The organism is Psychrobacillus sp. (assembly GCF_032154225.1).
Lineage (GTDB): Bacteria > Bacillota > Bacilli > Bacillales_A > Planococcaceae > Psychrobacillus.
On record NZ_JALDYF010000010.1, the window covers coordinates 18,796 to 31,663 of the forward strand.

The window sequence follows — 12,868 nt, forward strand, 5'->3', positions numbered from 1 at the left end:
TATGAAAACGCTATCAAAACATTTTGGATTGAGGGGGATTTTATGAAAATATGGAAAAAGATTAGTTCAATAGCTGTAGTAACTACTTTAGCGGTTGGACTAGCTGCTTGTTCATCAGATGGTGGCGGAGAATCGAAGTCTGATTATCCAAAGAATAATATTGTGGTCGTTGCTCCATCAGGTGCTGGTGGTGGATGGGATTTAACGGCACGTGCGATTGCTAAAACAATGGGTGATACAGGACTGGTTGAAAAATCTATTCAAGTTGAAAACAAGCCAGGTGGCGGCGGAGCAGTTTACATGGCTGAATTTGCAACAAAAGAAGTGAAAAATGATCATGTATTGATGGTTAAATCTCCACCAATTCTTATAAATAACAATAAAGCAGAAGGAAATAGTCCTTACGGCTTTAAAGATACAAAGCCATTAGCGCAATTAACTCGTGACTACGGTGCAATTGTAGTAAAAGCAGATTCTCCATTTAATAAGATGGAAGATTTCTTAAATGCATTGAAAGCAGATCCAACAGCCGTAACATTAGCGGGGGGATCAGCACCAGGGTCAATGGATCATCTTGTAGGAATTTTACCGGCATTTAAAGCTGGAATTGATCCGAAATCAGTGAAGTATGTTTCGTATGATGGTGGTGGGGAAGCAGTTGCGGCTCTACTTGGTGGAAATGCGGATGTAATTGCTACAGATGCTTCTACGATTTCAATGTATGTAAAATCAGGTGATGTACGAGTATTGGCGGTTAGTTCTACAGAGCGTTTAGAAGGTGATTTAGCAGACGTACCAACATTTAAAGAAGCTGGAACAGATGCAGAGTTTACAATTTGGCGCGGTATTTTCGGACCGAAAGAAATGTCAGACGACGCATCTAACTATTGGAATGAAAAGATCGAAGAAATGGTAGAAACAGATGAGTGGAAAGCAGAGTTAGAGAAAAATGGGTGGGCTAGCGAATATCGTAATTCAAAAGACTTTACTACTTATTTAGAAGATCAAGATAAAGTAATTGTTGAGTTATTAACAGCACTTGGCATGCAAAAATAAGATAGGTGGGGGCGACTACCATGTGCGGTCGCCTTTTCTATTAGGAGAGTTATGAATATGACTAAAAAATTCGATCAATTTGCTGGAGTTGCTTTTCTGCTCATTGGACTGTTGTTTTTAATAGAAAGTCAGAAAATTTCTGACAGTGCTTATGGTTCCTCTGTAGGACCGAAAATATTTCCAATGTGGCTAGGTATTATTTTAATGGGGTTAAGTATTCGACTTTTATATGAAACATTTAAATATAAAAAAGAAGGATCTGAGAAAGAGCAATTACAATATAAAAAGTTTTTTATCATTTTTGGAAGCGCACTTTTATATGCCTTTTTCTTAGAGAAAATCGGATATATCGTTTCGACGTTTGCCTTTTTGCTTGTTGCTTTTCAAACAGTAGAACGAGGGAAAATAATTAACTCGGTACTCATTGCAGCAGTGTTTTCATTTGGTGTTTATTATTTATTCGCGGGGCTTCTTGGTGGTTCATTACCAGGATTTCCACTGTTCTAGGAGAGAGGGGTTAAACTATGGATACATTACAATTTTTAGTGGAAGGATTCAAACTAGCTTTTCAATGGCATAATATATTGTTCGCATTTGTGGGCGTTGTTATTGGAACGGCAGTAGGAGTTCTACCAGGTATCGGTCCGATGAGTGGTGTCGCTCTTCTTATTCCTGTAACAGCAACGATTACTTCGGGAATGCCTGCAAGTGCAGCTGCGGCGAGTTCGATTATTTTGTTAGCAGGGGTTTATTATGGAGCGATGTACGGCGGATCAACAACGTCTATTTTGTTAAATACACCAGGTGAATCATCTTCGGTAGTTACGACGTTAGACGGTTATCAGATGGCGCAGCAAGGGCGTGCAGGTGCAGCTTTAGCCATTTCAGCAATCGGATCATTTTGTGCAGGAATTATTTCTTTAATAGGTCTTGTACTGCTAGCGGAGCCGCTCTCCAATATAGCGATAAAGTTCGGACCAGCAGAATATTTTTCTTTAATGTTATTAGGATTAGCGGCAGTTAGTGGTTTAGCTGGAAAATCGATGACGAAAGCTTTAATGATGACTGTTTTTGGACTTATGCTTGGGACAATAGGGATTGATGCAGTTTCTGGTATCGCTCGTTTTACATACGACCAACCATTGTTATATTCAGGGTTAGAGTTTTTAACAATTGCAGTAGGATTATTTGCGCTTGGGGAAGTAGTTAAAACGATTTTAGAGAAAGATAAAGAATCGGGGGCAATTGCGAAAATCCATCGAATTTTACCAACCAAGCAAGATATGAAAGATAGTGCAGTACCTATTGTACGTGGTTCACTTTTAGGTTTCTTTATCGGAGTTTTACCTGGAGCGGGTGCAACACTTGCGTCATTCTTTTCTTATACAACAGAGAAAAAATTCAGTAAAAATCCAGAGAAATTTGGAAAAGGGCATATTGCTGGTGTAGCTGGCCCTGAGTCAGCAAATAATGCAGCTTCTGGTGGAGCAATGATTCCACTACTTACTTTGGGAATTCCTGGATCAGGCACAACAGCAATATTAATGGGAGCATTAATCATGTACAATATTCAGCCAGGCCCGTTACTTTTCGATGAGCATCCAGAAGTTGCATGGGGGCTAATCGCAAGTATGTTCCTCGGTAACTTAATGTTACTGATTCTGAATATGCCGTTAGTACGTGTTTTTGCAAAGATTATTCAAACGCCGAAAAAGTATTTATTGCCAATGATTATTGCAATTTCTTTCTTCGGGGTTTATGCAGTTCAATATACAACGTTTGATTTGTATTTATTAATTGGCTGTGGTATTTTAGGTTATTTATTATCGAAAAATGATTTCCCGGTAGCCCCTTTAGTATTAGCGTTAGTGTTAGGACCGATGATTGAAAATAATTTACGTCGTGCGTTAACTATTTCTAATGGAGACTTTGGTATTTTCTTTGCGAAGCCGTTATCACTTGTTTTCATCGTGGGTGCAGCAGCATGGTTACTTGTTCCTTTAATCTTAAAATTTAAAGGTCGTCAAATTATTATAAATGAAGAGGATTAATAGAAATGCAGACTCAGTTTGATGAGTCTGTATTTTTAGATAGAAAATATATAAATTTATAGAATGGATTCTGTTTCATCCAACCATCTAGTGACGGAAAAATTGCGAGTAGCGAAAATGAGTTGAAATTTGGATATTTTTTGAAATTCATTTTCAATATTTTATAAATCACTAGTAGTGCACTAGTTGCTCTTTTTACTATGTATTTTTTATATCATTCAAAGTAAATCTATTTCAGCGTTCAGTTTTTTCATTTGACGCTTAAAATAAAGATAGAACGTGATCCAAATAACTGCATAGAAACATAGGAAGAATGCAATTGCTAGCAACACGCTAGTTAGGTTGAAGGGAAGCCAACCGATCCCAAATGATAAGACAAAAGATAGAATGCTTACAGTGATAAAATGAAGTACTGTTTGTCGAGCAAGACTTAAATTTTGATTTTCAAAATAGAGAGGGCTAACGGTGAAAAACCAGCCACAAAATATAGAACCAAGTGAGTTTTTCAGGAATAATTGTCCGTCCAACGTATCATTTTCACTAAAAAGTACAACAGAATTTGTTAAAATGACTGCGATAAATGCACCGAAGAAAATACCAACCATACTACGAAACAAAAAGGTTTTCATTCACCTTTCCTCCTGTTCATCTTTAATGCCTCTTTAATCGTATTAACATAAGTTCGTGAAACATATTCCTTTTCACCCGATTTAAAATATACACAAAGTGTTCCGTTAAATGATGCTTCAAAACGGCTTAATGCATGCAAATTTGCAATGACAGATTTCGAAAGTCGGATGAATTTATTGGTGGGAAGAATTCCTTCTAGTTCGTAGAGTTTCTCTTTTAACTTAAAGGAACCTGTTGATGTCACTGCAACTACTCCATCATTTTCGGTATGAAAATAGTGAATTTCATCTGGTTTTAAAATATGTTGCATCTCTCCATCTTTTCCAACAAGGAATTCCGTTTCACGCCCTTTTATAAAATCGAGAATTTCTTGGATCGAATCGTCCAATTCAGGCGTTTCAATCTTTACTTTTGTTTCTTTAAAATCACTATCAATATTTAATGAAACCTTCAATCTTCGACACCCCTTTAGACATAATTGTAAACTGTTCGTTTCCAATTGTCTGTAAGGATTTAATTAAATTTTTCGTTTATTCATAAAACGGATAATAATGAAAGAGGCGATAACTAGTACAATGATGTATCCGATGGAAAGGAATGTGCTATTGTTCATAGAAAGTTGCCCGTTCCAAACAGAGATAAACATATTATTCATATGATACAACGGATTAATCTCTGCGATAACTTGAACAAACTTCGGCATCATAGCAACTGGAATTGCAAATCCACCTGTAAATATAACGATTTGGAAAATGACGATGGAAAATACTAATGCGCTATTCATGTTGTTGAAAAAAGAATAAATAGCAGACGCAAGTAAAAGTAGTACTGCATTCAATAAGATGAAAAAAGCGTAAGAAGCTAGTACGTTAAATAAGTTGAATTGCAGATCATATATAAGCAAACCGATTATATAAATAAGTGCATATCCAAGACTTGTAATGATGACAGAACGGGTGATACTTGACAGTAAAAGAATATTTTTAGAAACAGGTGAGAGGCTTATTCTTTTCTCAACGCCTGTTGTGCGGTGTGTTACTTGATCAAATCCAAAGGCAAAGAAAACAACAGAGAATGTAATAAGTAAGATAAATGATGGTGTGTATGTTTGTGCATAGCTCAAGTTGCCGCCATATGTTTGGTCACCGAACAATTGCCCCATGAAAATATACGTTACTGGTGGTACAATGATCGTAAAAACTAAGTAAAATAATTCCCTCGAAAACATTAATAAATCGTATTTTAGTTGTGTCGCTAACATACTAATTCCCCCTTAAATAGATACTTTCATAAGATAAAATTCATTGATTGATTTGTAGCCAGATGCCAAAATTTCTTCGGTTGTATCAAAAAATTCATTCACTCCGTTATTGATAAGCAATACTTTATCGCAGTACAACTCGATTTCATCCATATTATGTGTCGTCAAAATAACCGTGCCACCTGTTCGTTTGTTATACTCCGTAATGTAAGACCATAGAATATTGCGCATATGTGGATCAAGTCCAGTAGTCGGCTCATCCAATATGAGAAGCTTAGGTTCGGATAAAAATGCGATTGCTAAGCTAACGATTTGCTTCCATCCTCCAGAAAGTTTATCGAAGTATTTTTTTCGATGAGGCTCCAACTTGAAGTCTTCCATAATTTTTTGAATGTCGACGGTTGATTTGTAATAGGATTTGAATAATTTTAATAGCTCTTCTACTTTTAATGTTTTATAAAATTGAGTTGGTTGCAGGACTGCAGAAATCTGCTTGCGAATTTGTTCGAGTTTATTTGTAGAAAGGGATTTTATATTTTCATCAAACAGTGTAACTGTACCTGTATCATATTGTTTTAGTGTCATTAATATTTCTAGGAATGTTGATTTACCAGCACCATTTTTGCCGATTACTCCAATGATCTCTCCTGCATTCGCTTGAAATTCTATACCTTGTAAAACTTTGTTCGTTCCATAATCTTTTTTTAAGTTGCTGACGTTGATAATATTCATTGCAATTGCCTCCAGTAATTTTTCTTTGTACCCAAAGTGTATGACGAATAGCTTGATATGTCTGGCGTTTTTCGGTGAGTGGCGGGAAATGCAGAGTAACTTGCGAAAAAATGGGGGTCAATTACATCGATTTAAATGTCAATTAAAATAAAAAGATGTACTTTACTAGACAAATGCTTCAACATGTTATATAGTAAGGATAATAATTAAATTGCTTAACAGAAACAATGAATTCACATATTACAAAGAGTAATCGTGTTTATTGGGTACTTTTTGTAATATGTGAATTTTTTATTCACAATTATATTGGAGGTTTTTTACATGACACAAGGTACAGTAAAATGGTTTAACGCAGAAAAAGGTTTTGGATTTATCGAGGTTGAAGGTGGAAACGACGTATTCGCTCATTTCTCAGCAATCCAAGGCGAAGGATTCAAATCTCTTGACGAAGGTCAAAAAGTTGAATTTGACGTTGAAGATGGTCAACGTGGACCACAAGCAGTAAACATCGTAAAACTTTAATTCCTAAGAATTAAAATATATGGTTTATTGTAAAAAGACATCCTTTACGGATGTCTTTTTTTTATGCTGAAAAATGATAAAATGTATGTAACGAATTAGATGGGACTGAGTAAGGATGAGCAATACACATATATTTTCAAAGCGTGAGGAAATAGCTAATGCAATTATTCACGGGATTGGTGCTCTGTTAAGTGTCGCGGCACTCGTGATTTTGATCGTATTCTCCGCAATGCACGGAACTGCTTGGCATGTAGTAAGTTTTACGTTATTCGGGGCGACAATGGTGATTTTGTATGCTTCTTCAACATTAGTTCATTCGTTTCCAGCAGGTCGAGCAAAAGATGTATTTGAGGTACTAGACCACTCGTCCATTTATTTTTTTATTGCTGGGACTTATACACCTTTTTTATTCATCGCAGTGAAAGGGCCACTTGGCTGGACATTGTTTGGAGTCGTATGGGGAATTGCAATTGCTGGCACGGTGTTTAAAGCCTTTTTTGTGAAACGCTTTTTGCATACGTCGACGTTAATGTACGTAGTAATGGGGTGGTTACTTGTATTTGCATGGAAGCCACTTGTGACGAATATATCGACAGAAGGACTAGTTTTACTGGCAGTAGGTGGTGTACTTTATACATTTGGCGCAATTTTTTATGTATGGCGAGGCTTTACTTATCATCACGCAGTCTGGCATGTATTTGTGCTAGCAGCGTCTATTTTACATTTCTTTGCTGTCCTGACGTTATTGCCGTAAAAGCTGTAAGGAACCCAAACAATCTGGAATTGTTTGGGTTCCTTAACACCTTAACTATGTCCACCACATCTGACCGATGGAATCTTTAACAATAACCGGCTTTAAGTTTTCAACTGCTTTTGTGAATCCCTCTTCAATCGACATTAACCCATCCTCATGTTCAATACTTACTACATAATCATATCCGTAAAGTCTTAGCGTACTAATGATGTCTGCCCATGTTTTTTGATCGTGTCCAAAACCAACAGATCTAAAGTACCATGCACGATCACGCATATTTCCATAGTCAGTCATATCGGTAAGACCATTTCGGTTCATGTTTTGCTGATCGATAATTGTATCTTTTGCATGGAAATGATGAATGGCATTTTCACGTCCAAGAATTTTAATAGCTTCGATGGGATCAATGCCTTGCCACCACATATGGCTAGGGTCAAGGTTAGCGCCAATCATAGGACCGCAAGCTTCTCTTAATCGCAACAGTGTACCGGGAGTATGTACGGAGAATCCTCCATGTAGTTCTAATCCGATTTTCACGTTAAGTGACTGTGCTAAATCATTTTTTTCTTTCCAGTAAGGAATCAGTTTTTCTTCCCATTGCCATTTTAATATTTCTTGGAAATCATGAGGCCAAGCAGTTACTGGCCAGTTAGGATAAAGGGCATTTTCATGATCACCTGGGCATCCAGAAAACGTATTAACGACAGGAACGTCCAATTTAGATGCTAAATGAATAGTTTTCACAAACAATTCGTCAGCGGGATCTGCAATTTGTTTCTGAGGATGCAGTGGATTTGAATGACAGCTAAGTGCACTGATGATTAATCCATGATCGCTAATTTTTTGCTTAAAGCTTTGCAATTTTGTGTCATCACTTAATAGTTCATCCACTTTACAGTGAGCATCACCGGAATATCCTCCAGTACCTAATTCAATTGCTTCTATTCCTTTAGAAGATACATAACTTAACATATCGTCGAAATTTTTATCGGAGAAGAGTACGGTAAAAACACCTAATTTCAATGAAACTACCCCCTTTATTTATTAGAAAATACTATAATGTAATCGTTTACATTATAAACATATATAAATTATGCAAATAAATCAATAGCTTTTTCTAATTTTAAAATAAATATTGACTAGCAATTCTGAATATAATAATATGAAAATGTAAACGGTTTCATTACAATTTATAGGTGAAATCGTAGAAAGTGAGAATACTAAGATGACAAACATTCAGCAGGTGGCTAAACAAGCGGGGGTTTCTGTAGCTACAGTATCAAGGGTAATGAACGGACAAAATACAGTATCGTCGAAGACAAGGATTAAAGTAGAAGAGGCTATAAAAAGTTTGAATTATGAACCTAGCATATTAGGGAGGAATCTAAGAAATTCTGAAAGTCGAATTTTTTTAATATTAATTCCTAGTATATCCAACCCGTTTTATTTAGAAATTATTAAAGGAATCGAATATATTGCGCTCAGTCAGAATTACAATATTTTATTATGCGAAACAGATTCTAACCCGGAAAAAGAGAATATTTATTTTGATCTTGTTAGGAAAAAGATGGCGGATGGAATTATTTCAATGGATCCAGCCGTTAATATCGAAACATTAAAAGTACTAGCAGAAAAGTATTCCATCATACAATGTAGTGAGTATAGTACCGATAGTGGGATTCCCTACGTAACGATTAATAATGAGGAAGCTTCTTACCGAGCAGTCAAACATTTGATTCAGATTGGTCATAAAAAGATTGCTTTGATGAATTCTGATGGGAAATTTTTATACTCGAGACAGAGAGAAGAGGGCTATCAACGCGCATTAGAAGAACACGGTTTATCTTTAAATGATGATTACATCTTTTATACAAAGCATCTAGGCTTTGAACATGGACAACAAGCTATGAAAAAGATATTGGCTTTACAGGATCGCCCAACAGCGGTATTTGCGGTATCGGATCTTTTGGCAATCGGTGCATTAAAAGAAGTAAATGCATCTGGATTACATGTGCCAAACGATATAGCGGTAGTAGGTTTTGACAAAATTGATTTTTCGAGCATGACAAATCCGACCCTCACAACTATTGCTCAGCCGATGTATAAGATGGGTACTGTGGCAGCGGAAATGTTGATCGAAAAAATTAAAGGAAATGAAGTGGATAGCGTCATTTTGGATCATGAATTAGTTATTCGAGAGTCTACATAAGGATAGTTAACTAAGATTGTCGCTCTGTTATTAATAAGCATTAATAATAGAGCGTTGCCCTTAGTTTTAAATGTAAACGATTACAAAAGGGGAGCATGTTATAAAAAAAAAGGAGGAACGGTGTTGAAGAAATTTCTAATTTTATGTTTATCTTTAGTAGCAATCTTTAGTTTGGCAGCTTGTAGTGGGGGTACAAATTCTGAAGGTGGAAAAAAAGATGATACTCTAAAAATTGGCATTTCTCTACCTTCCGCAACACATGGATGGATGGGGGCACTAATTGATAGTGCAGAAAAGCAAGCAAAAGCACTGAAAGAAAGTGATGGCATTGAATATGTGATGACAAATGCAGCTGATCCAAACAAGCAGGCAAATGATGTAGACGATTTAATAGCACAAGGTGTGGACGTTATTGTCATGCTTCCAATTGAATCTGCGGCACTTTCTCCTGTTGGTCAAAAAATAAAAGATGCTGGTATTCCTTTAATAATTGTAGACCGCGAACTTGAAAATGATGCAGCTACAGTTGTGATAAAAGGAGACAATGAAGGTATCGGAGTAAATGCAGGAAAGTATTTTGTAGAAAAGCTAAATGGAAAAGGTAAAATTGTAGAAATTACTGGACCGCCAAGCTCAGTTACGGAGCAACGTGGATCAGGATTTAAAGCTGCGATGGAAAGTAATGCAGGAATGGAAGTAGTTGCTTCACAGAGTGGTGATTTCTCAACTGAAAAATCGTTAGAAGTTATGCAAAATATTTTACAAGCACATCCACAAATAGATGCTGTATTTACACAAGATGACGGTATGGCACTTGGCGTGCTTCAAGCTATTAAAGAAGCTAAACGTACTGACATTCAATTTGTAACTGGAGCTGGTGGAGGAAAAGCAGTATTTGATGACATGAAAGCTGATGGTCTTATTACGGCTACATTCCTTTACTCACCAACGATGGTAGAAGATGCAGTGAAAATTGCGGCGGATATTGCAAAAGGTAATGACCCAAAGGAATCGATCGTAGTAAAAGAAGCTACACAAGTAACAAAGGAAAACGTGGATGAGTACTATAATGCGGATTCAAAATTTTAAATGAATAGCGGGAAATACAATGGGTGTGTAAACAATTATTGTATTTCCTCTTTTCTTATATAAGGAGGGATGAATGCCATGACAACAAATCCTTTTATAGCAATGAAGAATATAAATAAATCATTTAATGGAGTACCCGTTTTAAAGAATGTGACATTGCAGATTGAAAAAGGGGAGATTCATGCATTATTAGGTGAAAATGGAGCTGGGAAATCCACCTTGATGAATATTTTAGGAGGAGTTCATCAACCTGATAGCGGTACTATTTACATAAACGAAAAAGAAGTTAAGATGAATAATCCAAGAGTATCTCAGACGCAGGGAATTAGCTTTATCCATCAAGAACTAAATATGGTTTCAGATCTCAAAGTTTATGAAAATATGTTTTTAGGTTCAGAGCTTCGAAATAAAATGGGTTTTTTAAAAGTGGAAGAGATGTGCCGGCAAACGTATGACATTTTAGCGAAGCTAGGTGTGGACATCGATCCAAAAGAGTATGTAAGAAATCTAGCAACTTCTTATAAGCAACTGATAGAAATATCAAAGGCATTGCTTCATAAATCCACACTAATAATTATGGATGAGCCAACAACCTCATTAGCAGAGCATGAAGTAAATCGTTTATTTGAACTAATGAAGAGCTTAAAGAAATCTGGTATCTCGATTATTTATATTTCTCATAAACTGAAGGAAATCAAAGAAGTATGTGATCGTTATACCGTATTACGTGACGGAGTAATGGTTAAGACGGACGATATTGAACAGGAAAACCTAGACTCGATAACAAAGCTAATGGTTGGAAAATCGATTTCTCAAGAGAGATTCGCATTGGAACATTCATTGGGACCTGTTTTTTTAGAAGTGAACAATTTAACGAGTCATGGATCGTTTAAAGGTATTAATTTTAATGTGAAAAAAGGAGAAATAGTAGGCTTTACTGGTCTAGCCGGAGACGGTAGAACAGAGCTTTTTGAAAGCCTATTTGGATATCGAAAAAAATACACTGGTGAGATAAAGATTAATAACCAGGTTGTAAAAATAGATCACCCACGTAAAGCAGTAGAAGCAGGAATGGGGCTTGTTCCAAAGGATCGGAAAGAAAATGCGATCATTAAAGACTTAAGTGTTATTCATAATATGAGCTTATCGGCCATAGGAAATTTCGAGAAGTCTGGCTTTATACAAGATAGTACAGAAAAGGAAAAATTCCAACATTATAAAGAATTGCTGAATATTAAAGTGCATAACCCACGCATTACAATCGACAAGCTAAGTGGTGGCAATCAACAAAAAGTAATTATTGCGAAATGGCTTGAAGTCGGAGCAGATATTTTAATTTTTGATAACCCAACGCAAGGAATTGACGTTGGGGCTAAGCAAGAAATTTACCAACAAATTGTAGCACTCGCTGAACAAGGGAAATCGGTTATTATTTTGTCTTCGGAAGCTCCAGAAGTAATGAGGATTTGTCACACAATTCATGTAATGTATCAAGGAGAAATTACAGCAAGATTTTATGGAGAAGAAGCTACGGAAGAAGAAATTATGACTTATGCAACTGGTTCGAAAAGGGAGGTAGAAAAAATTGGCTAATATAAATGTAAAAGAATATAGTCCGCAAGTTTCAAATGTAAAAAGTCGTCTTACATGGTTGTGGACAGAGTACAGCGTTATTATAGCGTTTATCGTTATTTTTATTGGATCATCTATTATGAATCAAAGATTTTTAGATATGAATAACCTCCTCAACATACTCATGCAAGTTTCTATTATCGGAATAATTGCATTGGGTATGACAGTCGTTATGCTTTCAGGTGGTATCGATTTGTCTGTCGGATCTGTACTCGCACTAGTCGGTGTCATTACGGTATTAGCATTAAATGCTTCAGGCAGTATATTATTTGGGATTTTCACTGCATTAGTCATAGGCTCCTTTGCAGGATTTTTGAACGGATTAATGGTTGCAAAAGGAAGGATAGCCTCGTTTATTGCGACGTTAGGAATGATGGCCGCCGCCCGTTCCATTGCCTTGTATATTGCAGAAGGCGGTAGCGTTTCAGGAGAAGTGAAGGGATTTACTGCTATCGCAAATAATGATTTATGGATATTTGATTACCCTGTTATTATTTTTTTCGCTATGACTGCATTGGTTTATATTTTAATGCACAAGACGCGTTTCGGACGATATGTGTATGCGCTTGGAAGCAATGAAAAAGCTGCGACGCTTTCAGCAATTCGGGTGGACCGTATAAAAATTGGTGTCTATAGTTTGGCTGGTCTACTAGTAAGTGTAGCTGCGATTATTGAGACATCACGCTTGAATTCTATTTCATCTTCGAGTTCAGGAGTTCAATATGAATTAGATGCGATTGCTGCTGTTATTATTGGTGGTACACGGATGACAGGTGGACGTGGGAAAATTATTGGTACACTTTTTGGGGTGCTTATTTTAGGTATTTTAAATAATATGATGAATTTAATGAACGTTTCCCCGTATTTACAAGGGTTTGTAAAAGGTTTAATCATTATTATTGCAGTAGTATTCCAAAAGAGAGAATAGGAAG

14 protein-coding genes are annotated in these 12,868 nt (G+C 36.3%); 9 read left to right on the plus strand and 5 right to left on the minus strand.

From position 1 onward, the window contains the following. The first annotated feature begins 42 nt into the window (after positions 1-42). From RUH95_RS13465 to RUH95_RS13475, 3 genes are read left to right on the plus strand one after another with little or no spacing between them, the layout of a single operon-like run. Positions 43-1,056: a Bug family tripartite tricarboxylate transporter substrate binding protein gene (locus RUH95_RS13465; protein ID WP_313893400.1), complete on the plus strand. Its 1,014-nt coding sequence runs from the start codon at positions 43-45 to the stop codon at positions 1,054-1,056. Positions 1,057-1,113: 57 nt separating this feature from the next. Beyond that, entirely contained in the window at positions 1,114-1,563 is a 450-nt protein-coding gene (locus RUH95_RS13470) for a tripartite tricarboxylate transporter TctB family protein (protein ID WP_313893401.1), read from the plus strand. Between the two features lie 17 nt (positions 1,564-1,580). Next, a complete protein-coding gene (locus RUH95_RS13475) occupies positions 1,581-3,107 on the plus strand; it encodes a tripartite tricarboxylate transporter permease (RefSeq protein ID WP_313893402.1) in 1,527 nt (508 codons plus the stop codon). 218 nt (positions 3,108-3,325) lie between these two features. Here RUH95_RS13475 and RUH95_RS13480 read toward each other — a convergent pair whose 3' ends face one another. The 4 genes from RUH95_RS13480 to RUH95_RS13495 form a co-directional block, all read right to left on the minus strand. Further along, positions 3,326-3,736: a DUF3021 domain-containing protein gene (locus RUH95_RS13480; RefSeq protein WP_313893403.1), complete on the minus strand. Its 411-nt coding sequence runs from the start codon at positions 3,734-3,736 to the stop codon at positions 3,326-3,328. Further along, positions 3,733-4,191 (minus strand): LytTR family DNA-binding domain-containing protein, encoded by a 459-nt coding sequence (locus tag RUH95_RS13485; protein ID WP_313893404.1) that lies wholly within the window; start codon positions 4,189-4,191, stop codon positions 3,733-3,735. The genes RUH95_RS13480 and RUH95_RS13485 overlap by 4 nt, the downstream gene beginning before the upstream one ends. Before the next feature lie 63 nt (positions 4,192-4,254). Then, on the minus strand, positions 4,255-4,998 hold the full coding sequence (locus RUH95_RS13490) for an ABC transporter permease (RefSeq protein ID WP_313893405.1): 744 nt from the start codon (positions 4,996-4,998) through the stop codon (positions 4,255-4,257). A 12-nt stretch (positions 4,999-5,010) separates the two neighbouring features. Continuing rightward, positions 5,011-5,730: an ABC transporter ATP-binding protein gene (locus RUH95_RS13495; protein ID WP_313893406.1), complete on the minus strand. Its 720-nt coding sequence runs from the start codon at positions 5,728-5,730 to the stop codon at positions 5,011-5,013. A gap of 321 nt (positions 5,731-6,051) precedes the next feature. Between RUH95_RS13495 and RUH95_RS13500 the strand changes: the two genes are divergently transcribed. Then, the gene (locus RUH95_RS13500; RefSeq protein ID WP_090568674.1) at positions 6,052-6,252 is read left to right on the plus strand and encodes a cold-shock protein; all 201 of its coding nucleotides are present in this window, start codon (positions 6,052-6,054) and stop codon (positions 6,250-6,252) included. A gap of 115 nt (positions 6,253-6,367) precedes the next feature. Continuing rightward, entirely contained in the window at positions 6,368-7,006 is a 639-nt protein-coding gene (gene trhA, locus RUH95_RS13505; protein WP_313893407.1) for a PAQR family membrane homeostasis protein TrhA, read from the plus strand. 54 nt (positions 7,007-7,060) lie between these two features. Here trhA and RUH95_RS13510 read toward each other — a convergent pair whose 3' ends face one another. Beyond that, positions 7,061-8,029 carry a sugar phosphate isomerase/epimerase family protein gene (locus RUH95_RS13510; protein WP_313893408.1) on the minus strand — a complete coding sequence of 323 codons (969 nt, stop codon included), beginning with the start codon at positions 8,027-8,029 and terminating at the stop codon, positions 7,061-7,063. 202 nt (positions 8,030-8,231) lie between these two features. Between RUH95_RS13510 and RUH95_RS13515 the strand changes: the two genes are divergently transcribed. The 4 genes from RUH95_RS13515 to RUH95_RS13530 all read left to right on the plus strand — a co-directional run bounded on the left by RUH95_RS13515 (position 8,232) and on the right by RUH95_RS13530 (position 12,864). Beyond that, positions 8,232-9,215 carry a LacI family DNA-binding transcriptional regulator gene (locus tag RUH95_RS13515; RefSeq protein ID WP_313893409.1) on the plus strand — a complete coding sequence of 328 codons (984 nt, stop codon included), beginning with the start codon at positions 8,232-8,234 and terminating at the stop codon, positions 9,213-9,215. 120 nt (positions 9,216-9,335) lie between these two features. Continuing rightward, a complete protein-coding gene (locus tag RUH95_RS13520; RefSeq protein ID WP_313893410.1) occupies positions 9,336-10,304 on the plus strand; it encodes a substrate-binding domain-containing protein in 969 nt (322 codons plus the stop codon). Between the two features lie 78 nt (positions 10,305-10,382). Next, positions 10,383-11,897 carry a sugar ABC transporter ATP-binding protein gene (locus RUH95_RS13525; RefSeq protein ID WP_313893411.1) on the plus strand — a complete coding sequence of 505 codons (1,515 nt, stop codon included), beginning with the start codon at positions 10,383-10,385 and terminating at the stop codon, positions 11,895-11,897. Next, entirely contained in the window at positions 11,890-12,864 is a 975-nt protein-coding gene (locus RUH95_RS13530) for an ABC transporter permease (protein WP_313893412.1), read from the plus strand. The genes RUH95_RS13525 and RUH95_RS13530 overlap by 8 nt, the downstream gene beginning before the upstream one ends. Positions 12,865-12,868 lie beyond the last annotated feature (4 nt).

Bases quoted from the DNA above. Each gene is read 5' to 3' on its own strand.
- RUH95_RS13475 (WP_313893402.1), top strand. From the start codon at position 1,581: ATGGATACATTACAATTTTTAGTGGAAGGATTCAAACTAGCTTTTCAA.
- RUH95_RS13525 (WP_313893411.1), top strand. From the start codon at position 10,383: ATGACAACAAATCCTTTTATAGCAATGAAGAATATAAATAAATCATTT.
- RUH95_RS13480 (WP_313893403.1), bottom strand. From the start codon at position 3,736: ATGAAAACCTTTTTGTTTCGTAGTATGGTTGGTATTTTCTTCGGTGCA.
- RUH95_RS13470 (WP_313893401.1), top strand. From the start codon at position 1,114: ATGACTAAAAAATTCGATCAATTTGCTGGAGTTGCTTTTCTGCTCATT.
- RUH95_RS13495 (WP_313893406.1), bottom strand. From the start codon at position 5,730: ATGAATATTATCAACGTCAGCAACTTAAAAAAAGATTATGGAACGAAC.
- RUH95_RS13465 (WP_313893400.1), top strand. From the start codon at position 43: ATGAAAATATGGAAAAAGATTAGTTCAATAGCTGTAGTAACTACTTTA.
- RUH95_RS13490 (WP_313893405.1), bottom strand. From the start codon at position 4,998: ATGTTAGCGACACAACTAAAATACGATTTATTAATGTTTTCGAGGGAA.
- RUH95_RS13515 (WP_313893409.1), top strand. From the start codon at position 8,232: ATGACAAACATTCAGCAGGTGGCTAAACAAGCGGGGGTTTCTGTAGCT.
- trhA (WP_313893407.1), top strand. From the start codon at position 6,368: ATGAGCAATACACATATATTTTCAAAGCGTGAGGAAATAGCTAATGCA.
- RUH95_RS13500 (WP_090568674.1), top strand. From the start codon at position 6,052: ATGACACAAGGTACAGTAAAATGGTTTAACGCAGAAAAAGGTTTTGGA.